Source organism: Spirosoma pomorum (assembly GCF_054776615.1).
Genome location: NZ_BAAHBP010000027.1, coordinates 12,389 through 36,867, shown reverse-complemented (window position 1 = coordinate 36,867; position 24,479 = coordinate 12,389). Strand labels below are relative to the sequence as shown.

The window sequence follows — 24,479 nt, the reverse complement described above, 5'->3', positions numbered from 1 at the left end:
GTTGGCAGCTCAAATGGTTGGCGGGATGGGTCAGTACGGGTTACAGTCGTACCTGCTCTCCTTCTGTAACCAGCGAGGCATCTTTCGCCACGATACGGTCGCCCGGCTGAAGCCCTTTGGCGAGTACGTAGTTATCGCCACTTTTCCCGTTCACGGTAATGGCTACACGTTCGGCGCGGTTGTCTTTGGTGAGCCGGAATACGTAAATCTTGTTTTGAATATCGGCCGTGGCCTGAGTCGGTACCAGCAGGACGTTCTGGCGGGTTTCGGGCAGGGTAATCCGGCCCGTATTACCGGAACGGAGCAGGTAGCGCGGATTGTCGAACATAGCACGAACGCTAATACTGCCCGTCCCCGTATCGAACTTTCCGTCCACCATCTGCACCTTACCCTTCTGGGCGTAAGGCAGCCCGTCGGCCAGCACCAGTTGCACCGCTGGCAGCTTTTGGATGGTTTGAGAAAGTGGCTGTTCGGACGTTCGGCTTAGCGCCAGAAAATCCTGCTCGGTCATGGAGAAATACGCGTATACCTGGTGAATGTCCGACAACGTCGTCAGCGGCTCTACGTCCGTCCGGGACGCCAGGTTACCAATTCGCTTCGGAATTCGGCCAATGTACCCACTCACCGGGGCTTTCACCAACGTAAAACCCAGGTTAATTTTGGCGGTGGCCACGGCGGCTTCCTGCAAAGCAACGGTTGCCTTGACCGATTCATAAGCCGCCTTGGCAGTTTTGAGCTGAAAATCAGACGTTACCCGGCTTTGGCTTAACTGGGTAAACTTCTCGACTTCCAGTTCCGCCCGTTTCAGTTCCGCCTGAGCCGCGTGCAGATTCGCCAGGGCCGTGTTGAGTTGCTCGCGGTACGGCGCATCGGCAATTTTGAAGAGGGGTTGCCCCGCTTTTACAAAGGCCCCCTCTTCCACGTAGATTTTTTCCAGGTACCCCTCCGCCTGCGGCCGGATATCGACATTGACTTTTCCTTCGATGCGGGCGGGGTAATCTTTCGTCAGCGTTACGGCGCTTTCTTTCAACGTAACGACGGGCCGCTTCTGCGCGACTGGCTGCTCAGCCGGTTTGTCTTCGGCTGCCGAACCGCATCCCTGTAGCCCGATTAGGGGACTCAATAGTACTAAGTAAAAGAGCAGGGAACGATTTTTCAGGAGTTGGATATGCTTCACGTTGCATGTTTATTAGGCAATCAAAGGTAAGTCCCCTCGCCTAACTTAATGCCGTTTTAATACCTCAACCGCCAAAACTAACGACTCAACCGTCTGGCCGACGAACTTATTGGGGACGGCGTTGAGGCTAACACGAATTACCGGCGTTAGGCCCTGACTTCAGACCGCAACAATACAGTATGCACGAAGGACGGGTTTGCCTCTACCCCGCATTTGGTTCTGCTCACTGTTGTTTTACTCAGGTTATTACGTTGCGGTGAACAGGTACAGTGCACCCACGGAAGCGCTGAAGAAGTCGAAATTCTCACCCCCAACCTGTGTTTCCAAACCCACCACCGAAAGTACTTACCAGGCTCAGTATAACCGCAAGAAACCCATTACATAATAAAAGTGTACTTATGACACTTGATTTTTTATATTATTGTGCTTTTTATGGAAAAAAAATCACTTTTTTACGTAAATTAAATTCAAGTTAAATTATGAGCAAACGTTTAACTGAACCAAGACGCTGGCTTATCTACGTCGGCTGTGCACAGCTGCTGACCTTGCCGCTGTGTACGATTGCCACGCCAGCGTTGAGCAATACCCATGAGGCTATTCGGGTGGAAATCGCCCTTAGCCGACTAGTGCCCGTAGTTGAAAGCAGGTCGACTCAATTGGCGCGGTTGGCTTTACACCCGATGGAAGGCAAGCGGGTCAAGCCGGTGGACCGGACCGTTACGGGGCGGGTGACCGACGACCAGGGCGCGGGTCTGCCTGGTGTGTCGATCGTTGTCAAGGGAAGCCAGCGCGGTTCGACAACGGATGCAGAAGGAAACTATAAACTTGTCGTACCCGATGGCGCAACAACCTTGACATTCAGCTTTGTCGGCTATCTGGCGCAGGACGTAGCCATCGGAAACCGAAGTAGTGTCGACGTGATTATGAAGCCCGATACCAAATCACTGGACGAAGTTGTCGTGGTCGGTTACGGTACGCAGAAAAAAACCGACGTAACTGGCGCAACGTCGACTGTCACGCAGAAAGAATTTAACGCCGGGGTGATCAATAACCCGCTCCAGTCGGTGCAGGGTAAGGTAGCGGGTCTGGTCATTCAGGCCCCTAACAGCGACCCAACCAACAACCGGCCCGCGATCCGGCTGCGGGGCACGTCGTCGTTGAGTGCCAACAGTGAACCACTGATCGTCATTGATGGAGTAGCAGGCGCGAACCTGACCAGCGTTGCCCCCGAAGATATTGAACGGGTCGACGTCCTGAAAGACGCATCCGCAGCCGCCATTTACGGATCGCGTGGTGCCAACGGGGTTATCGTTGTTACGACCAAACGGGGGAAAAGCGGTCAAACCCAGATCGAATACAACGGCTACGTAGGGGTCCAGAACGTAACGAAGAACCCGGACGTGCTGACGGCCGATGAGTTTCGGCAGAAAGCGCAGGAACTAGGCACGAAAGCCATCGACGGCGGAGCCAGCACCGACTGGTTCAAGGAAATGGAGCGGACGGCCATTAGCCACAACCACTCCATTGGCATTTCGGGCGGGTCGAACAAGTTTACGTACCGCGGATCGCTGGTTTACCTGAACCAGCCGGGGGTTGTTAAAAATTCGGGCTATGATCGCCTGAATGCCCGTCTTAACCTGGTTCAGAAAGCCTTCAATGACCGGATGGAAATCCAGTTGCTGGTGTCGCAGCAGTTTTCCAACAAAAAATTCATTGACTACAACGCATTCCGAGCGGCTACCAAGCTAAACCCAACCTATCCGGTATACAATGCGGATGGGTCGTTCTTCCAACTGGCCAGTCCCCAGATCGAAGAGGAAAATCCGGTGGCGCGGATTTCGCAGATCACCAACGATGCCAAGGAGAAGCAGACGCTGGTCAATGGTAAAGTCTCGCTGGAGGTACTCAAAGGACTAAAAGTGGGTGTCAACGCATCGCTGAGCGATTTTAATTACTTCTCGGGTTATTTCGTACCCAGCACGTTCCGCGGCTACGCCAACACGGGCAAATCACTGGCCAACCGGTTCCAGCGGGAAGTAATCGATAAGCTCATCGAGTCGACGATCAGTTACAATACCACGTTCGGAAAAAGCAATCTGAACGTACTGGCCGGGCATACGTACCAGAAATTAAGCAGCGAGGAGGTGTTCGCAGAGAACCGCGACTTTCCGGACATCTTCGGCTATAACAACCTGGAAGCGGGTAACCCCTTACCCGACGGCGGTAACACGCGGGTTGTTCGGTCAAACAAGTACGAAGCGATCCTGGTCGGTTTACTGGGGCGGGTCAACTATTCCTACGACGAAAAGTACCTGCTGACGGCTAATATTCGCCGGGACGGATCATCCCGGTTCGGGGTCAACAACCGGTGGGGCGTGTTCCCGTCGCTCTCCATAGGCTGGCGAATCAGTCAGGAGTCCTTCCTGAAAAACAGCAGCGTGATCAACGACCTAAAAATCAGGCTGGGTTACGGCGTTACGGGTAACCAAGATGGGATTGGCGATTATGCCTCCCGGCTGATCTTCTCGCAAAGCGGTTTTTATCCCACCAACGGCGGCTTCCGGTCGGCCTACGCCTTTACGCAGAACGCCAACCCCGATCTGAAGTGGGAAACCTCGGCCATGACCAACCTGGGCTTCGACTTTGCGCTGTTCAACAATCGGGTGCAGGGCTCGCTGGAATTTTATAACAAAGACACGCGGGATCTGCTGTTCAACTACCCGCTGTCGATTGGTCAGAAATACGGCTCCGAAAACCTGACAGCGGTGGTGGGCAGTGTACTGGCCAACGTAGGGCGGGTCAACAACCGGGGTGTCGAGCTGAGCCTCACTTACCAGGTTATCGACAAAGGCAAGTTTAATTGGCAGACAACGCTCAACGTAGCGCACAATCGCAACCGGGTAGTGTCGCTAACCAATGACTTCTACAAGTACAATACGGCTAATCCGACCACGTACGGCGGTATTGGCAGTGGACAGGGTGGTTTTGCCAACACGTTCCCGATCGTGCTTCAGGAGGGCTATCCGATTGGACAGTTTTATACCGCCCGTTTCCTGCGCTTTGATGAACGGGGTAACTACGTCTACGAAGACAACGGGGGTGGCGGTCGCGATCCGGGCGGTAAAGACCGGACGTACCTGGGCAGCTCGCAGCCGTACATGACGCTGGGCTGGAACAACAATTTCCAGTACGGCAACTTCGATCTGAATTTCTTCTTCCGGGGTTCGCTGGGCCAGAAAGCCCTGAACGGCCCGTACCTGCTATACGCTAATCCGGGTAACTTCCCCGGAAACAACGTACTGGCTTACGCTTTCCAGAGTGGTATCGGACAAGGGGTAGCCTCGCAACTGTCCAGCCTCTGGATTGAAGATGCGTCGTTTATTCGCCTGGACAACTTCCGGCTGGGCTACCGGATTCCGGGCCTGGATCGCTACGTTAGAAACCCACAGGTGTATCTGTCGGGGCAGAACCTGTTCGTGATTACCAAATACCGGGGTATCGACCCCGAGTTACGGACAGGATCATCGCGTGACGTGTACGGCGGACCGGGCGACAACAGCGTCAACCTGTCGCCGGGTATCGACCCCGTTAGCTTCTATCCGCGGACGAGATCCTTCGTACTTGGTGTTTCTGTTGCCTTCTAAAACCTGAACTTAATCTGTATGAAAAATTCCGTTGTTGCCAGTTTACTTGGCATTACCCTGATTGGTCAGGCCTGCACCGGGCTGGATTCGCAGGTGTTTAACCAGGCTTCGGCTGATAAATTCCCGTCGTCCGCCGATGAACTGAACTCAATCGTTGGTTCGGCGTACGGCCAGCTCCGATATGCCATTAATTCCGTACGGACCTGTAACGAAGCGGCTTCCGATGAAATGGTCGTTCCGACGCGCGGCCCCGACTGGTTCGACGATGGGCGGTGGCAAAAATTTGCGCGGCACGATTTCTCGTCGGTAACGCCCCCGCAGATCAACGATGCCTGGAACTATGCCTATACCGGCATTGCGCAGACGAACCTGTACCTCTCCTACCTGAACGCTAGTACGCTGACCATTCCCGGCAAAGCTACCACCGTGGCCGAGCTGCGTACGCTGCGCGCCTGGTACTATTACGTCCTCTGCGATTTCTTTGGCCGGGTACCCATCATCACGGAGTCGTCTCCGGCGGGTAGTGTGGCGCAAAGCGAACGAAAGGATGTATTTACGTTCATCGAAAACGAACTGAAAGCGGCCCAGCCCGATCTGAGAGCCGACATCAGTACCGAAACCTACGGGCGGATGACGCAGGGGGCGGCCCAGGCGCTGCTGGCTAAGCTGTACGCTAACGCTGAAGTGTACACGGGAACGGCCCGCTGGCAGGACTGCATCAACGCCTGCGATGCCGTTACCAAGCTGGGCTACAAGCTGAATAGTGATTTCTTCGCGCTGTTCGCGACGAATAACCAAAGCAACGGCGCCAACGTCGAAAACATCATCGTCGGCGTATTTGACAAAAACTACGCTAGCGGTAATAACCTAACCCTAGAAACGCTGCACCCAACCTTCAAGGCGAAGTACAGCCTGGGGGCCGACAGCCCGTGGAACGGCTACGCGACCTACGCTGATTTCTACGGTACCTTCACCAGCAACGACGTACGGAAAAATCAGTGGCTCCAGGGCGTTCAGACGGATAAAAATGGTAGCCCGATTGTCTACAACGATGCGGTGACGGGTGAAACCAACAAGACGCTGAACTTTACGCCCAAGATCAGCTCCATTGAGAAAGCGGCTCAGAACGAAGGTGTCCGGCTTATCAAGTATCAGGTTCAGTCGAACCTACCTGGTAACAATGCCGACAACGACTGGGCTATTCTGCGCTACGCCGACATACTACTCCTGAAAGCCGAGGCATCGCTGCGGCTGGGCAATACGGCTACGGCCCTGGCATCGCTGAATCCAGTCCGGGTACGGGCGGGGCTGGCGGCCATGACCACGCTGACGCTCGACGAATTACTGGCTGAGCGGGGCCGGGAGTTGACCTGGGAGGGCTGGCGTCGGAGCGACCTGATCCGGTTTGGCAAATGGGAAGGCAACTGGACCACCAAATCCGAAAACTTCACCACCCCCTTCGAACTGGTCAGCCGCGATCCCAGCCGTCGGGTCTTTCCTATTCCGGCCACGCAGTTGTCGAGTAACCCCCTTCTGAAACAGAATCAGGGGTACTAACGCTATCTTCGCTTACGTTTTATCAGACAGACTTGATGGGTATTGCTGCCTGTCAAGTCTGTTTTATTACCAGGAAACAAATTTTCATGCGTGCCAGCTTATTTCTCCTGCTGCTTTTCAGTCTTATTGGTTGCCAGCCCGACTCCGAAACGGAGGGCAGGCTCTTCGAAAAACTACCTGCCGACGTAACAAATATTTCGTTTACCAACACCGTAACCGACGACAAAGAATTCAACATTTTCAACTACCGCAACTTCTACAACGGGGGTGGGGTGGCCATCGGCGACGTCAACAACGACGGGTATTCTGACGTCTTCCTGATTGCCAACATGGGCGATAACAAACTCTACCTGAACAAAGGCAAGCAGGGCGAATTGCCCATGCAATTCGCTGATATCACCGCCAAGGCGGGCGTAGGGGGCAAACGAGCCTGGAGTACGGGTGCTACGTTCGCCGACGTCAACGGCGACGGGTTGCTGGATCTGTACGTGTGCAACGCCGGCATCCGTCCCGGCGACGACCGCGCGAATGAGCTGTACATCAACAACGGGAATCTCACGTTTACCGAGAAAGCACACGAATACGGCCTGGACGACCGGGGCTACTCCACCCACGCGGCTTTCTTCGATTACGATCGGGACGGCGACCTGGATATGTACCTGCTTAACAACAGTTTTATCCCAGTGTCGCGACTGCAATACGCGAACATGCGTAACGAACGCGATTCGCTGGGGGGGCACAAACTGTTTCGGAACGACGGCAATCGCTTCACCGACGTCAGCGAGCAAGCCGGCATTTACGGCAGCCTGATCGGCTTCGGACTGGGCATCACCATCGGCGACGTTAACGACGACAACTGGCCGGACGTATATATTTCCAATGATTTCTACGAGCGCGATTACCTGTATCTCAACAACCACGACGGTACGTTTCAGGAAGCCGTCAAAGAATCGATGCCGCACATCAGCCTGTCGTCGATGGGGGCGGATATTGCAGACATTAACAACGACGGCCAGCTGGATATTTTCGTAACCGATATGCTGCCCGGCAACGACCGGCGGCTAAAACTAACGTCAACCTTTGAGGGCTACGACCTGTTCCAGCTGAAACTCGGCCGCGATTTCCACTACCAGTACATGCAGAACATGCTGCACCTGAACCGGGGGAACCGGGCTCCGTCGGGGGGTAAATCAGCCATGCCGATGTTTAGTGATGTGGCCCGCTTTGCCGGGGTACACGCCACCGACTGGAGCTGGGGCGCGCTCATCTTCGACATGGACAATGATGGGCAGAAAGACATTTTCGTCGCCAATGGCATCGCCAAAGACTTAACCAACCAGGACTTTGTCAGCTTTCTGGCCGACCGCGAGAACATGGTTCAGATTGCCAGACAGGGAACCCTCGACCCGAAAAAGTTTCTGGACCAGGCTCCGTCCGAGCCGGTACCCAATTATGCCTTTCGTAATACGGGTAACCTACAGTTCGTCAACAAAGCGACGGACTGGGGGCTGGGCGAACCGGATTTCTCCAACGGCGCAGCGTATGGCGATCTGGATAACGACGGCGATCAGGACCTGATTGTCAACAACGTCAATGGCCCCGTGGCGATCTACAAAAACCTGACCCGGGAAAAGACGCAGGCTAACTTCTTGAAAGTAAAGCTGATCGGAACGCAGAAGAATCGCAACGCCATCGGGGCCAGTATCTATGTCTACGGGCCGGATTCAAGCGGCACTCCGCGTCAGCAGCGGCTTCAGCAGATGCCGAACCGGGGCTTTCAGTCGTCGGTCGATCTCACACTGCTGTTCGGTCTGGGAAAACAGTCCCGCATTGACTCAGTCGTGGTTATCTGGCCCGACGATCGCATGCAGACGATTCGGCAACCTAACGCGAACCAGCTTCTGACGCTCCGTCAGCAGGACGCTACCGCAACCTGGACGGCCGCTCAGTCTCAAGCCTCACCACTCCTTACCGACGTAACGACGCATAGTGGTCTGACGTACACCCATCAGGAAAGTGCGTTTGTCGACTATAACCGTGATCCGCTATTGAAGCAGATGCTATCGACCCAGGGACCCGCCCTGGCCGTTGGCGATGTAAATGGCGACGGACTGGACGACGTATTCTTCGGGAGTGCCGCCGGGAAACCGCACAAATTACTGGTGCAGCAACGCGACGGTCGGTTTATCGACAAAACGCCCACGGCTTTGCAACAGGATCGGCAGTACGAAGCGGTGGATGCCCTCTTCTTCGACGCCGATAAAGACGGTGATCAGGATTTATACGTTGTGTCGGGCAGTAATGAATTCGCGCCAGACGCCGACGAGTTGCAGGATCGGCTTTACCTCAACGATGGGCGTGGTACGTTCAGTCGGGACACGCGACTGCCCGGCCTGGCGGCCAGCGGCTCCTGCGTAACGGCCGCCGATTTTGACCACGATGGTGACCTCGACCTGTTTGTCGGCTCGCGCCTGATTCCGGGGCAGTATGGCTACGCTCCGTCCAGTTACCTGCTGGTTAACGATGGCACAGGCGTTTTCAAAAACTATACCAAACGATACCTGCCCCAGGCGACTCAGCTGGGCATGATTACCAGCGCTGTCTGGGCCGACCTGAATACCGACGGCTATCCCGAACTGATCGTTGCCGGAGACTGGATGCCCATCATGGTTTTCGATAATCAGCGGGGTAAACTTGTGCTACGTAACGAGCAGTCGATCACCAGCCAGACCAACGCCCCTCTGAAAACCGGCGGCTGGTGGAACTGCATCAAGGCGGGCGATGTCGACAACGACGGCGACATCGATCTAATTCTGGGTAACCTGGGCACCAACAGCCGCATAAAAGCAACCCAAACAACTCCGGCGGAGCTGTACACGGCCGACTTCGACCAGAATGGGACCATCGAGCAGATCATCAATTGCGCCGACGAAACGGGTAAGTTATACCCGATGCTGTTAAAACAGGAATTCCAGAAGCAGATGCCGGGCATTAAGAAAAAGTACGTCAAATACACGGACTACGCCGGGAAACCACTCGACCAACTGCTCGACGAGACCCAGTTACGTAGCGCCGTAGTCAGGCAGGCGAACTTAGCCGAATCCATCGTCCTGCTCAATACGGGCAAGGGAACATTAACTGCCAGACCGTTACCGCTGGAAGCGCAGCTATCGCCGGTTTGCGGTATCGAGCTAAGCGACATCAACGGCGACGGCAAGCCCGACCTACTGCTGGCCGGCAATTTCTACGACGTCTTACCAGAGTTAGGGCGCTACGACGCCAGCTACGGACTCGTGTTACAGGGGCTGGGTAACGGACAGTTTGCTACCTTGCCTTCCAAGACGTCCGGGTTCGTCGCCAACGGGCAGGTTCGTCGGGTAAAACGACTGAACCAGGGCCAGTTTGTTCTGGCAAAAAATAACGCACCGGCTCAGGTATTCGCTCCGCAAAAGCCCTGACCGATTCCTACCGTATATTCGTGAATATGAAATCAATTTTTTCCGGTGTATTCATTGCACTTGTTTTTAGTACCTGCTTTTGCTGCACTAAAAAAACCGGACCTGCCCTGTTTACGAAGTTGGATTCTACCCAAACGGGCGTCTCGTTCGTCAATCAGGTGACGAGCACGGCCAAGTTAAATATCCTGGAATACCTGTACTTCTACAATGGCGGGGGCGTTTCGGCGGGTGACGTTAACAATGACGGCAAGACAGACCTGTACTTCGTATCGAACCAGGGGAAGAATCGGCTGTACTTGAACAAAACCGAGCCGGGGCAGGCGCCGAAGTTTGAGGACATTACCGAACAGGCGGGCGTGGCAGGCTTTTCGGACTGGCAGACGGGTGTTACAATGGCCGACGTCAACGGCGACGGACTCCTGGATATTTACGTCTGCGCGGTCGGTAACTACAAAGGGCTGGAAGGCAATAACGAACTCTACATCAACAACGGCAACGGCCCGGACGGACGGCCTACGTTCAGTGAGAAAGCAGCGGAGTATGGGCTAGATTTTACCGGTTTTTCCACGCAGGCCGCCTTTTTTGATTATGATCATGATGGGGATTTGGACTGCTTTCTGCTCAATCACGCCGTTCATACCTCGCGCAGTTACGACCGGGCTGCCACACGAACCACCCGCCAGCCGGAGTCAGGCGACTACCTATTCGAGAACCCACTCATATCGGAAGGGCAGTCGACACCCGCGAAGTCGGTCAAGTTTAAGGACATCAGTGAACAGGCCGGTATTTATGGCGCGGCTATGGGCTACGGCCTGGGCGTATCGGTGGCCGATCTGAACAACGACGGCTGGGAGGATATTTACGTCTCCAACGATTTTCACGAAAACGATTATTACTACGTCAACAAGGGTGGCAAGCAGACGACGGGTCCCGTGTTTACGGAACAGGCTCAGGATGCCTTCGCGCACGTGAGTCGCTTCTCGATGGGAAATGACATTGGCGACGTCAACAACGACGGCTTCCCTGACGTGATGACGCTGGACATGTACCCGGCCGACGAAACGGTGGAAAAGTCATCGCAGGGCGAAGATCTGCTCGACATTTACCTCTACAAGCTGTCGTACGGGTACATGAACCAGTACAGTCGCAACTGCTTACAGCTGAATCTGAGCGGAAAGCGCTTTATCGACGTGGGTACCATGGCGGGTGTAGCTGCTACCGACTGGAGCTGGTCGCCCCTGCTGGCTGATTACGATAATGACGGCATCAAAGACTTATTTATCGCGAACGGTATTCCTCGTCGGCCGAACAACCTGGATTACATCAAGTACGTCATGAATGATTCGGTTCAAATGGCGATGAGCACCTCCCAGTCCGTAAGCGACAAGGCGATTGCGTTGATGCCTGAAGGAAACGTTCATAATTATCTATATCGGGGAACGCCCGGTCTTCAGTTCGAGGACAAATCGATGGATTGGGGCTTCGACCGGACAAGTATTTCGAACGGAGCCACCTACGCTGACCTGGACAACGACGGGGATCTGGACCTGATCACCAACGACATGAACGAGCCGGGCGGTGTTTACCTGAATCATACGAACGAATTATTTCCGGACAATCGTTACCTGCGAGTCAGTTTACAGGGCAGCAAGCCGAATACGTTTGGCGTCGGAGCCAAAGTAATTCTAAAAACCAAGAATGGTCTTCAGTTGCAGCAGTTGATGCCCACCCGCGGCTTCGAGTCGTCGGTGGAACCCGTGCTGACATTTGGTCTGGGCAACCAACAGCTTATCGATTCGCTAATCGTGATCTGGCCTAACCAGCGCATGGAAGTCCGCACCCAGGTTAAGACGAACCAGCAGGTGGTTTTGCAACAGGCGCAGGCAACGCTTGACGCCAGTCATTACCAATTCACTCCGCAGACGCCCTCATTGTTCACTGAGGTGACCGATCAGTACCCAACGACATACACCCACCGCGAGAATACCGATTATTACGATTTCTTCCGGGAGTCGCTAATGCCCTTCAAGGTATCGACGGAAGGACCCAAACTTGCCGTTGGCGACGTAAATGGCGATGGGCTGGACGATTTTTACGCCGGTGGTGGCAAGTGGCAGACTGGGGTATTGCAGTTACAGCAGCCTAACGGAAAGTTTATTTCGTCGAAGCAGCCAGCTTTTGTAGCCGACTCGCTGAGCGAAGACGTCGATGCGCTTTTTTTTGATGCCGACGGTGATAAAGACCTGGATTTATACGTCGTATCGGGGGGAAACGAGTTCTCTGGTCAGGCGCCCCAGCTTCTCGATCGGCTGTATCTTAACGACGGAAACGGGCAGTTCAGCCGCTCAATGGGCCTACCGCCTATGTACGACAACAAGAGTTGCGTTCGCGCCTGCGATGTTGACGGGGATGGCGACCTGGATTTGTTCGTCGGCGGGCGGGTACAAGCCCAGGCGTACGGTAAGAGCCCCCGCTCCTATCTGCTGATCAACGATGGCCGCGGCCGCTTCAGCGACAGGACCGATCAGCTTGCCCCGGAACTTCGCCGGGTGGGTATGGTCACCGATGCAGTCTGGGCGGACCTGGACAAAGATAAACGGCCGGAGTTAATCGTGGTGGGTGACTGGATGCCTATTCGGATCTTCAGTAACCAGGGCGGCAAGTTAGTACCGCGTGCAGACATAGCCGGTCCGGACGCAGCCCTCACCGGTTTCTGGCAGTGCGTAACGGCAGCTGATTTCGATGGCGACGGTGATCTAGATCTGGTCGCCGGTAATCTGGGACTGAACAACAAGTTCAATAAGGAGTCGGCGCCCGAACTGGCGATGTGGGTCAAGGATCTTGACGGTAACCAAACGGTTGACCACATTCTGGCGTACAAGCGAACCGACGAAGACGGTAACTCGAAATGGTACCCGGTTGCCTTTAAGGACGAACTGAGCAAACAGATGCCAGGAATCATCAACCGAAAATTCACGAATTACCAGAAAATCGCGGGAAAAACAGTTAACGAAATTTTCGACGCGGGTGAGCTGGATAACGCCGAAAAACACGTAGTCAATCAGTTTGCGTCGGTTTATCTGGACAACCAGAATGGTCAGTTTGTGGTCAAGCCCCTGCCCATGATGGCTCAGGTATCAAAGTTGTTCTCCTTTGCCATTACTGACGTTGACAATGACGGAAAGCCTGATTTGCTGGCGGGGGGCAACTTCTACGGGGTCAGTACATATCAGGGGCGCTACGACGCCGACTATGGCCTTGTTCTCCGTAATCAGACGGCGAATCCGAAGGCAAAGGCACCGTTCACGGCGCTTACGTCGGACAAAACGGGTTTCGTGCTGACGGGCGAAGTACGGGATATAAAATCAATTAAGACGACAAATGGCCCACGCTGGCTAATTGCCCGCAACAATGCGCCCCTGCAAATTTTTGCGCCAGCCGGTTCTACTAACTCTCAGCGCGTAATCCCCTAACAACCAAGCTCAAACCAGTTAAAAACTGTTGGTCTGCTCTCTTTACAAAAAGAGATGCTCTGTCAGTTTTATCTCTAGAAAAAGAAACGGGTCGCGGTTAGATTACTGAAACCAAGGCACTGATTATCAAACTATAGCTTTTCTTATCGTCCGCTGTCGTACAGAAACTTGTCCGGCAGCGGACGTTTGTTATACCATTAAATAGTAAACTCTCTGATTGTCAACGATTATTTTCCTGGTACGCCATTTGTAACCACCTTACTACTGACTGTTCCTAACCCTGACACATACGCGCTGATATGCTACAGAACTACCTCAAAATCGCGCTGCGTACGTTACGCAAGAATCGGGTTTTCTCCCTCATCAATATCACTGGCCTGGCTCTCGGCATCACGGCCTTTGTGTTTATTCTGGAGTACGTCGCCTACGAGCGGAGCTTTAATCAGTTCCACAAAAACCTGCCGACGCTGTATCGATTGCTCACCCAAAACCAATCGGGTGAACTTTGGTCAGCCATGTCTCCGCCCGTCGGTCCGCTTGCCAAAGAAAAATTCCCGGAAGTGCGTAACTTCTGTCGCATTGCGGAAAATTCGGCTAACGGAATCGTCAGTTTTCCCAATGGTCGTTCACTGCAGTCGTTTCGGGAAAGTAAGCTCGCGTACGCCGATGCCAGCTTCTTTACGCTTTTTACGTTTCCACTCGTCAAGGGAACAGCCGCTACAGCGCTTATCCAACCCAATACGGCTGCGTTGTCGCAGTCACAGGCTCGCAAGTATTTTGGGACGCAAAACCCAATCGGGCAAACCCTGACCCTCAATAATCAGTTCGGTAAGACGCTGTACACCGTTACGGCGGTTTACGACGACATTCCCCAAAATTCGGACCTGTCGTTCGATGCCGTGTTTGCGTTACAAACGCTGGCGAACCCAGCTAATCTGAACGGGAATGACTGGGCGCGGCTGGATAGTTTTTACGGTACGTACCTGACCACATTTCTTGAAATTCCAGAGCGCAGCCCCGGCTTCCCGGCGGATTACAAGGCACTCGAGGCAAAGGTCAATACATTGGCTAAGCAACGTAATCCAGCCGAGCAAAACCGGTTCATCGTTCAGCCAGCTACCACGCTCCATCTAGCTTCTTCACTGAGCGATGTCTATCAGACCAGCGGCAGCCTGGGTTTTGTGTACATACTAAGCGGCATCGCCGGGCTAGTTCTGCTGATTGCCTGGTTTAACTACGTCAATTTATCGACGGCGGGTGCGTTAAAACGCGCCAAAGAAGTGGGCGTTCGTAAAGTAATCGGTGCCGGGTCAGGTCAGCTTGCCGGGCAGTTTCTGGGCGAATCGCTGTTGCTGAACGGGATGGGCTTCTTCCTGGCCTTACTGCTGGTTACGCTGCTTCAGCCATCGTTCAACGAATTTATTCAGAAAGATCTGTCAATCAGCAAGCTCGATATTGATGGTTTCTGGCTGGTCGGGCTGGTTTTGTTACTGATCGGGGCGATTGCCTCAGGGGGTTACGTAGCCTTTACGATGACGTCATTTCAGCCGATCCAGACGTTGAAAGGTACGTATCAGGGCGGTAAAAATGGCTGGCTTCGCAAAACGCTGGTTGTGGCGCAGTTCAGCGCATCAATTGCGCTGGTGATTGCCACGCTGGTGCTGTACCGGCAACTTCAGTACATGCAGGACAAAGACCTCGGCGTTCAATTGACGCAGCGCGTTGTCGTTAAAGGTCCAGAATTAGCCCAGAACGGTTCGTTCAAGCCAGCAACAGCTGCCCTGGAAGACGAACTTAGCCATCTCCCTTACGTCAAGAGCTTCTGTCAGTCCGGCACTGTTCCCGGCAATTTCTACAGTTTCACCGCCGACGGAATAACAAAACAGAATCCGCGGCCGGACGACGACAAGAAGTCGTACTCGATGGGCATCATTGACGATCGTTTCCTGACTACGTACGAAATCAAACTGCTAGCCGGTCGGAACTTTACCCGGCAGGAAGCCGAGTCGGGCTACGAGAAAAGTGCCAAAGTGCTGATCAACGAAACGGGGGCACGTCAACTCGGTTTTGCGTCGGCCAGTCAGGCAGTGGGACAACCTATTACCTGGGGAAAGCCGTTCGAAATTGTCGGGGTCATCGCCGATTACCACCATCAGGGCTTGCGGCAAGCTATTCAACCCGCCATTTTTCTGCCACGCCGGTCGGCTAGCGATCTGACCGTTCAGCTAACTACCGACCAAGTGCAGGATAAAATAGCCAGGCTGGAACAACTCTACAAAGCGGCTTATCCCGGCAACCCCTTCGAGTTTTTCTTCGCCGACGAGAACTACAACCGTCAGTACCGGAATGAGCAACAATATAGCCGGGTATTTACGGTTGGGTCGGCATTGGCCATCTTTATTGCCTGCCTGGGATTATTCGGCCTGGCTACATTTACGACCGAACAACGTACCAAAGAGATTGGTGTCCGCAAGGTACTCGGTGCCAGTGTGGTTAGCATCGTTACGTTACTTTCCAAAGATTTTCTCAAGTTAGTATTTGTGGCCATCATTATTGCCTCTCCCCTTGCCTATTACGGCATGCACCGCTGGCTACAGGATTTCGCGTATAAGGTTGACATAACGTGGTGGGTGTTTGCCCTAGCCGGTCTGTTCGCGGTGGGCATTGCCCTGCTTACCGTTAGTCTTCAAAGCGCGAAAGCCGCGCTGGTCAATCCGGTGAAGAGTCTACGGAGTGAGTAAGGGGTATGGGGAAAGGGGTTGGGGGCTGTTACTGCTGCCCTTCGCCCCAACCCCCAAGCGCTCAATCCTGTCCGCTGTCGTACGGAATATTGTCCGACAGCGGACGTCTCCCCGCTCTACAAGGGAGACAACTATTTCATTATTAAACAATTAAAATAACTGGCATGATCCTAGCGCGTACGTTTCCGGCAGAATAGCTCAACCAACTAATTTCTGCTGGTTTTATGAAAATCCTCCTGTTAGTAATCCTCTGCTTAATTGGTAGTCAGACCATCGCTCAGCAGTCTGCCAGGCGTGAACGGGGCATCCGTAGCACGCAGGAGTCAGCCGTCCTGATTGATAATGATTCGGTCTATGTTCGGTCGGCGGTAGAGCCCCGTATCGCGCTGACCTTGTCGCCCGATACAGTATCGCCGGCTTCCATGCTGGTTCGGGAGGACAAGGAAAACGGACGCCTGTGGATGCAGTACGTTTTTCGCAAAGACAACGAGGAGCTTATTGTCGAACGCACCGCCAATGTGCTGGGCAAAACCGAGCGCGAAAAGCAGGCGATCATTAAGGAAACGGAACGTAATTTAGGGATTCGTCCTGTGAATCAATAGGCGTATGCTGCGCAATTACCTGAAAATAGCCTGGCGCCACCTGCTTCAGCGTCGGTTTTATTCCTTGCTCAACATCACGGGCTTAGCCGCTGGTCTGGCCTTTTTTCTCCTGATCGGTAGCTACATCTGGAGCGAGTTTCAGGTGAATCGACAGTTGAGACAAGCGGACCGCCACTACCTTGTTCAGAGTCGCTGGAAAGACGAAAACATGGGCATAGCCTTTACAACGCTAGCCCCGCTCGGCCCGGCTCTCAAGGCTCAGTATCCCACCTTGGTTGCCAATTTCTATCGGTTCTATGGTGTCAGCGCTACGTTATCAAAAGGGACTACACAGGCCCGGGAATCCATGCAGATTGGTGACTCAACCTTGCTCGCCATGTACGGTTTTCCCTTACTGCATGGCGATCCCCGCACGGCACTGAGCGGTCCCAATTCGATGGTCATCACGGCGGACAAAGCCATGCGCTACTTCGGCAGGACGGACGTAATAAATGAATCGTTGCAGGTTGAAACCACAGCCGCCGGTAAGCAAACCTTTCTGATTACCGGCGTTCTGGCTCCACTCCCAGCCAACTCAGTCTCTAATCTTCTTACCGAGAAGAATGAGATCTTTATGCCATTGAGTAGCCTAAGGTATTTCTTCGGGGGAGAAGGCCCGATGTCTTCCTGGCTTAATCAATACATTGTTACCTACGTCGAACTACAACCCGACGTTTCTCCGCAGGCGCTGGAAAAACCGCTGGCTCAACTCATCAAAACCAATACGCCGGCTGACATCCAGAAGAATCTAACCGCTTACGTTACTCCCCTCACCGATTATTACCTGACGAGCAACAACGGTCTGATCCAAAAAATGATCATCACACTGGCGTCAGTCGCCGTGTTCATTCTCCTGATGGCAGTTGTCAATTTCGTCAACATGTCGATGGGCAGTTCGTCGTCACGGCTGCGGGAGATTGGCGTCCGAAAAGCATTGGGCGGTTTACGTCAACAGCTAACGGCTCAGTTCTTACTTGAAGCGCTTACCTTAACAACCTTATCCGTCGTACTATCACTGGTTCTGTACGTCCTGTTTCGGCCTCTGTTCAGCGACGTAGTAGGGAAACCGATTCCCTCGTTACAGAGTCTTCCCTGGCAGTACAGCCTGGTCATAGTAGGCTTACTGCTGGTTGTTGGCATTCTGGCGGGAGCTTACCCCGCGTTACGTTTGTCGGCCTATTCCTCCACCGACTCGCTGAAGGGCAAGGAAAAATCAGTTGCTGAAGGAGCCTGGCTTCGGCGGTCTTTGGTGACAGTTCAGTTTACCATCGCCATTTTTGTCTTTGTGGGAGCCATTATCGTCTCCCAGCAGATTACCTATTTCTTCGACACCGATCTGGGTTTCAAAAAAGAAGCGGTACTAACGGTTTCCTCACTACCGCGCGACTGGTCGGCTAAGGGCGTGGCCCAGATGGAAGTCGCCCGCGATCAGTTTGCCCGTATCCCCGGCATCCAATCAGCTAGTCTATCCTTCGAGATTCCCAACGGCAACATTGGGAACAGTGGAAATTTGTATCGCGCAGGCCGGGACTCAACGCAGGGCGCTAGCGTGCAACTCATGACCACCGATCAGTATTTTGCGCAGACGTATCAGATTCCACTGCGCAGCGGTCAATATTTCAACCAGGATCACAGTGGCTACGACTCAACCAGTCTGGTTATTAATGAAGCCGCGGTTCGGGCGCTGGGCTACAAAACAGTCGAAGCCGCTATTGGTCAATCAGTCCGAATACAGAACTTTCCGCAACCGTACCAGATTCGCGGGGTTATTCAGGATTTCCACGTCAACACGATGCACGAAGCAATCCGGCCGCTGGCCATTGGTCAGGTTCAACAGGCGTCCATTTACCGCTTCTTTTCGTTCCAAATCGCACCGGGCAGCACACGCCAAACCCTGGCTGATATTGAGCAGAAATGGCGAAGTCTCTTCCCCGACGCGCCATTCGATTACGCTTTCATGGACCAGACGCTTCAGCGATTATACCAGACAGAACTACAGTTAGAAAAGGCGGCCTACGTAGCTACGGTGTTATCCTTATTGATTGTCATTCTGGGTGTGGTAGGGCTGGTGTCGCTGAGCGTAACCCGACGCACCAAAGAGGTAGGAATCCGTAAAGTACTGGGAGCGTCCGTGCCCAATATTGTCTTTTTGTTCGTAAAAGAATACGCGTGGATTATGGTTGTTGCGAACGCGTTGGCCTGGCCGCTGGCCTACTGGCTTCTGACCAATTGGCTTGCCGATTACGCCTACCACGAGACACTAGGTTGGCTATCGTTCTTTCAGGTTGGTCTCGTACTGGCCTTACTAACCGGTGTCGTCATTAGTGTTCAGGTAATCAAAGCCGCCCTGATGAATCCCATAAAGAGCCTGCGTATTGACTAAATAGATCCGCAGGAGCCGGTGATTTCTGAAAAATTTCACCACCCATGCAACCCTTACCCCGACTTAAACATCTTTCCAGCATAAACTAGAAACCGCCATGAACCGTCATCAATTCTTAACCTTTGCCAGCGCCAGCATCCTGACTCTGAGTGCTTTCACGCTCCCTAACAAACCTCTCGACGATCGGGATACACCTTACCTAACCAAGAATTTCTCGGGTGGCATCAGCGCTGTTCGTGCTGAAACCTCGGGAGGTAGCCTGACAGTCGAAGGGGGTTCGGGTAAGGAAGCCAAAGTTGAAATGTTTGTCCACCCCAACAACTGGAACGGCCGTAATAACCTGGACAAAGACGAACTCGAAGACCGGCTGAAAGACTACGACATTACGATTGCCAAAGAGGGCAGTACGCTCGTGGCCACGGTGAAACGCCGGAATAATAACAACGACTGGAAACGCTCCCTGAGCATTAGCTTTAAATTTTACACCCCCCGGAACGTAACGACGGACCTACGCACGTCGGGTGGCTCCATTCATCTGTCCGCCCTGGCGGGCAACCAACGGTTCCGCACCAGTGGGGGAAGCCTGCATCTGAACGATATTGAGGGCAGCGTCAACGGACAGACATCAGGCGGTTCGATCCACGCCGACCGGATTCGCCAGACTGAATCGAATGGCGGTATCGACCTGCAAACCTCGGGCGGCTCCATCGAAGCAACGGCCTCGTCGGGTAAACTGCGGCTGCACACGTCCGGCGGTAGCATCAGACTAGCGGATTTGAAAGGAGATATCGACGCTCAGACCAGTGGTGGCAGCGTACAGGGCAAGGACATCGAAGGTGATATTAAAGCCAGTACGTCCGGTGGTTCGGTGCGGCTCGCCAACATAGCGGGTAGCCTTGACGCCAGCACCAGTGCGGGCAGTGTGGAAGTTAGCCTGACCAAACTAGGTGAATACGTTCGGCTGAACACCAGCGCGGGCAGCATCCGGGTGAACATGCCCCTCAACAAAGGTATGGACCTGAATCTGAGTGGTAACCGGGTGAACCTCCCCGACAATCTGTCCCGTTTTGAGGGTAATGTCGAAAAGGACCGCGTGCGAGGTAAGCTCAACGGGGGCGGCATCGCCGTGAATATGACCGCCAACAGCGGTAGCGTCTCGATCAACCAGTAATTTTTAAAACATCCATACAAAAGCCCGCTGATTCTAGCTCAGCGGGCTTTTGTAGTTATACAACAAATCAAAAATTACCACCTCAAAAAGATTACGTTGAGCACTAGTTAACCTTGCTGGCAGTAAAACAACAAATGAATTAGATCACACCCCTTCCAATACATTCTGACCTATGCAACAGGCCAAAGCAACGATCAAACACGTATCACCTTTTCAGCAGGACAGCCTGAATCTGCCCGTTCGCGACCTCCAAGCAGCCCTCCCTTTTTACGAAAAGGTATTGGGCTTCCAGCTTGTTTCCCGATCCGATACGCCGATCCGTTCGGCAATTCTAACCAGAGATTCGGTTCAGATTGGCTTAGCCGAGAACGGTGGCGATCCTGAGCAAGATGGCTGTTTCTTCGAGGTTGATAGCGTTACTACGGCGTTTGATGAGTTAAAAGATAATGGTCTAGCCAATGAAAAGGCAGATTTTACGGTGCAACAACATGGTGATGTCCGTTGGAAGGTTTTCTTTGTTGTAGCTCCCGACGGGCTCTGCTATTGCTATGGTGAACGTTAGTAAATCGACAAAACCATTATGAGTAAATTCGAACGTAACGCCGGCCGGCTGACTATCTTTTTGCTCATCGCCCTGACGATCGAAGCCGTTGCCGGTGTGATCTGGTTGCCGGATCGAATACCGGTCCATTACAATTTCCGGGGCGAAGTAGACCGGTATGGTAGCCCGGCGACGCTGCTGATTTTGCCTGGCATTGGACTATTCATTGCCTTTATCATGCGGCTTCCCAGGCGCATGCCGGTTGAGATGATGAATTTTCCCGGTCCGAGAACGCCCGAAAACATTGCCCGTCAAGTTGAAAACGGTACGTTGCTGTTAGCCAGTTTGCGCCCTCTAATCATCAGCATGTTTCTGGTCATACAGACGCAATCAATTTGGAAGGTCGCTTCTGGACAGACATTACTCATTCGCTGGCTTTTACCCGCCCTGATAGTTAGCATGTTTCTGGTAATTGGCTTCTTTCTACGACGAGCTTACCGGCTGGTGCCACGCCAGTAACCCCTGTTTCTTCGTAACTTTGGGGTATGTTTCGTCTGACTCAGCCCTACCCCTTCGCCAGTCTGCTGCCTTCGTTTGAAGGTGATCTGTATTTCGATGAATCACCCGAGCATACGGCCCAGCGGATTCTGTACGCAACGGATGCGTCGGTCTATCAGGAGATGCCGATAGCGGTAGCATTGCCTAGAACCGTGGCCGACATCAAGCGGCTGCTTCGGTTTGCCCAGCAGTACAAACTAGGATTAATTCCGCGGGCAGCCGGCACGTCACTGGCAGGTCAGGTGGTGGGCAGTGGGATTGTAGTCGACATCTCCAAGTATTTCGGCCAGATCGGCGAACTGAACGTAGCCGAAAATTGGGTTCGGGTACAGCCAGGCGTTATCCGCGACGATCTGAACGCGTATCTGAAACCACACGGCCTTTTATTCGGACCCGAAACATCGACGGCCAGCCGGGCTATGATCGGCGGGATGATCGGCAATAACTCCTGCGGACTACACTCCATCGTCTGGGGCACGACCCGCGATCACCTTATTGAAGTACAGGCCGTTCTGAGCGACGGTGCGGAAGTAACATTCGGACCGCTCACCCAGGCGCAGTTTGATGCTAAATGCCGGGGCGAAAACGTCGTGAGCCCCCTTGAACAGCGGCTTTACGTTCAGTTTCGCGACTGGCTCTCAAACCCAACTATTCAGCAGCAAATACGCGACGGTTACCCCAAACCCACCGTCACCCGCCGAAACACGGGGTACGCGTTGGATGCACTTTTAAACTTTTGGGAAGAAGGGAAGAAGGGAGGAGAGGAGGAAAGAAGCGAACCGAATGACCTTTCCTCCCTTCCTCCTCTCCTCCCTTCCTCCTCGAAATTCAATTTCTCCCCCCTCATTGCCGGGTCGGAAGGGACGCTGTGTTTCATCACGGGGGCGAAACTAAACCTGCTGCCGTTGCCGCCGAAAGAAACGGCGCTGGTATGCGCGCATTTTAATACCATTCGTCAGTCGCTCGAAGCGAATCTGGTAGCGTTGGATCACCAGTGCTACGCGTCGGAACTAGTGGACGATTACATTTTGCAGCTTACCAAAACCAACATTGAGCAGACGAAGAACCGAACGTTCGTTGAAGGCGATCCCAAGGCTATTTTGATGGTTGAGTTCTTTGATGAAACGACGGAAAGCGTGGAACAGCGGGCACAGCGTTTTGTGGCTGACTTGCAGACAAAGGGTCTAGGTTACGCGTATCCGGTGCTGTTCGATGAGGAGACAAAAAAGCCGTGGGCGCTACGTAAAGCCGGACTGAGTATCATGTACAACATCCCCGGCGATGACAAACCGGCCAACGTCATTGAAGATACGGCGGTGGATGTACATGACCTGCCTGACTACATCGACGAACTCGACACCATGGCCTGGGCACAGCACGGTTTGAAACTTGAATACTCAGCCCATGCCGGGGCGGGCGAAATCCACGTCCTACCGCTGATCAACCTCAAATCATCAGAAGGCCGTACCAAGTTCCGGAATCTGCTGATGGACACAGCCCAGCTGGTTAAAAAATACGGCGGTTCGCTCTCGGGCGAACACGGCGACGGGCGACTGCGTGGGGAGTGCATTGCGTTTATGCTAGGTGGTGAAAATTACCAGCTATGTAAGGACGTAAAGGCACTCTGGGATCCAAACAATACGTTCAATCCTGGCAAGGTCGTCGACACGCCACCCATGAACGAGTCGCTGCGGTCGGAGGCCGACAAGGTAATTCCACAGCCCAAAACCGTTTTCGATTTCTCGAAAGACGGGGGCCTACTGGAGCTGGCCGAGAAATGCTCTGGCTCCGGCGACTGCCGCAAGACCGAGATATCGGGCGGTACTATGTGCCCCAGTTACATGGCTACCCGGCGCGAACACGATACAACCCGCGCCCGCGCCAACATCCTCCGCCATTTTTATAGTTCGCAGGACAAGCCGTCGAAGCATGACTACGCGGCTGTGAAGGACGTGCTGGACTTGTGTCTGTCCTGCAAAGCCTGCAAATCGGAATGTCCGTCGAGCGTGGACATGACCCGCATGAAATCGGAGTTCACTCAGCAGCAGTACCGTGAGTCGGGCATACCATTCCGGGCGCGACTAGTTGGTAACTTCACGAAATTAATGTCGTTGGCCAGCATGGCTCCCTGGGCCTACAACGCTATCTACGATACCCCCGCTCTTCGCCGAATCGCCAACCAAGCCGTCGGTTTCCACCCCGATCGCACGATGCCGGGATTAGGACAAGAAACGCTCAGAAAATGGGCGAAAGGGCGTAGGGTTGAGGGCAAAGGGACGGGGACGGAGGATAATAACCCAGCACAACCCCATGCCCTACGTCCCCGGCCCTCTGCCCCAAACCCTTCCTCCCCCTCCTCCATCCTCCTCTTCACGGATGAATTCACCAATTTCAACGACGTAGAAGTTGGGCAGAAAGCTATTCAATTACTAGAACGGCTGGGCTATTCGGTTTCGCTGCCGGAACACGCGGAAAGCGGACGAACGTATCTCTCGAAAGGACTCGTCGATGAAGCACGGAAACTGGCTATTCGGAACGTAACGGCCCTGAAAGACCTCGTTACCGATCACAACCCACTGATCGGCCTGGAACCCTCAGCCATTCTGACCTTCCGCGACGAGTATCCTGACCTGGTACCGTCTGATCTGAAAGCAGCTGCTCAGCACATCGCTAAAAATACGTTTCTGTTTGAAGAATGGCTGGCCCGCGAAGTAGACGCGAATCGTATTGACCGGAATCAGTTCACAACTGACACCCGACTGGTGAAAGTCCACGGTCATTGTCACCAGAAAGCGCTGTCGTCGATGGTACCCGTGAAAAAGGTCTTGTCCCTGCCCCGCAATTATAGTGTTCAGTTGATTCCGTCTGGTTGCTGCGGCATGGCCGGCTCGTTTGGCTACGAAGCCGAACATTATGACTTATCGATGCAAATAGGTGAAATGGTCCTTTTCCCCGCCGTACGGGCAACGACTGACGACGTCATTATTTCGGCCGCGGGCACCAGTTGCCGCCATCAGATTAAGGATGGAACAAAACGGCATGCGCAGCATCCGGCTGAGATTTTATTTGACGCACTGCTCTAGTCACGGATGAACACTGGGTACTAAACCTTTTCCGTTAGACTGGGTTTTTATA

General features: G+C 53.6%; 12 protein-coding genes. 11 read left to right on the top strand and 1 reads right to left on the bottom strand.

All coding sequences use genetic code 11. The features are described 5' to 3' along the window. Window positions 1–40: 40 nt before the first annotated feature. Window positions 41–1,123, bottom strand: a complete 1,083-nt coding sequence (locus ACYVAD_RS15690; protein ID WP_461140457.1) for an efflux RND transporter periplasmic adaptor subunit — start codon at window positions 1,121–1,123, stop codon at window positions 41–43. A 533-nt stretch (window positions 1,124–1,656) separates the two neighbouring features. Between ACYVAD_RS15690 and ACYVAD_RS15685 the strand changes: the two genes are divergently transcribed. The 11 genes from ACYVAD_RS15685 to ACYVAD_RS15635 all read left to right on the top strand — a co-directional run bounded on the left by ACYVAD_RS15685 (window position 1,657) and on the right by ACYVAD_RS15635 (window position 24,427). Next, window positions 1,657–4,821 carry a SusC/RagA family TonB-linked outer membrane protein gene (locus ACYVAD_RS15685; protein WP_461140456.1) on the top strand — a complete coding sequence of 1,055 codons (3,165 nt, stop codon included), beginning with the start codon at window positions 1,657–1,659 and terminating at the stop codon, window positions 4,819–4,821. A gap of 18 nt (window positions 4,822–4,839) precedes the next feature. Further along, on the top strand, window positions 4,840–6,378 hold the full coding sequence (locus tag ACYVAD_RS15680; RefSeq protein WP_461140455.1) for a RagB/SusD family nutrient uptake outer membrane protein: 1,539 nt from the start codon (window positions 4,840–4,842) through the stop codon (window positions 6,376–6,378). Between the two features lie 86 nt (window positions 6,379–6,464). Next, window positions 6,465–9,836: a VCBS repeat-containing protein gene (locus ACYVAD_RS15675; RefSeq protein ID WP_461140454.1), complete on the top strand. Its 3,372-nt coding sequence runs from the start codon at window positions 6,465–6,467 to the stop codon at window positions 9,834–9,836. Between the two features lie 26 nt (window positions 9,837–9,862). Next, complete coding sequence (locus ACYVAD_RS15670) at window positions 9,863–13,309, top strand: VCBS repeat-containing protein (RefSeq protein WP_461140453.1); 3,447 nt, start codon at window positions 9,863–9,865, stop codon at window positions 13,307–13,309. 299 nt (window positions 13,310–13,608) lie between these two features. Next, entirely contained in the window at window positions 13,609–16,050 is a 2,442-nt protein-coding gene (locus ACYVAD_RS15665; RefSeq protein WP_461140452.1) for an ABC transporter permease, read from the top strand. A gap of 224 nt (window positions 16,051–16,274) precedes the next feature. Further along, a complete protein-coding gene (locus ACYVAD_RS15660; RefSeq protein ID WP_461140451.1) occupies window positions 16,275–16,652 on the top strand; it encodes a hypothetical protein in 378 nt (125 codons plus the stop codon). A gap of 4 nt (window positions 16,653–16,656) precedes the next feature. Then, window positions 16,657–19,074: an ABC transporter permease gene (locus ACYVAD_RS15655; protein WP_461140450.1), complete on the top strand. Its 2,418-nt coding sequence runs from the start codon at window positions 16,657–16,659 to the stop codon at window positions 19,072–19,074. A gap of 97 nt (window positions 19,075–19,171) precedes the next feature. After that, window positions 19,172–20,245: a DUF4097 family beta strand repeat-containing protein gene (locus ACYVAD_RS15650; RefSeq protein WP_461140449.1), complete on the top strand. Its 1,074-nt coding sequence runs from the start codon at window positions 19,172–19,174 to the stop codon at window positions 20,243–20,245. A gap of 172 nt (window positions 20,246–20,417) precedes the next feature. Beyond that, on the top strand, window positions 20,418–20,807 hold the full coding sequence (locus tag ACYVAD_RS15645; RefSeq protein ID WP_461140448.1) for a VOC family protein: 390 nt from the start codon (window positions 20,418–20,420) through the stop codon (window positions 20,805–20,807). 18 nt (window positions 20,808–20,825) lie between these two features. Then, the gene (locus ACYVAD_RS15640; protein WP_461140447.1) at window positions 20,826–21,305 is read left to right on the top strand and encodes a DUF1648 domain-containing protein; all 480 of its coding nucleotides are present in this window, start codon (window positions 20,826–20,828) and stop codon (window positions 21,303–21,305) included. A 26-nt stretch (window positions 21,306–21,331) separates the two neighbouring features. Beyond that, window positions 21,332–24,427 carry an FAD-binding and (Fe-S)-binding domain-containing protein gene (locus ACYVAD_RS15635; protein ID WP_461140446.1) on the top strand — a complete coding sequence of 1,032 codons (3,096 nt, stop codon included), beginning with the start codon at window positions 21,332–21,334 and terminating at the stop codon, window positions 24,425–24,427. Window positions 24,428–24,479 lie beyond the last annotated feature (52 nt).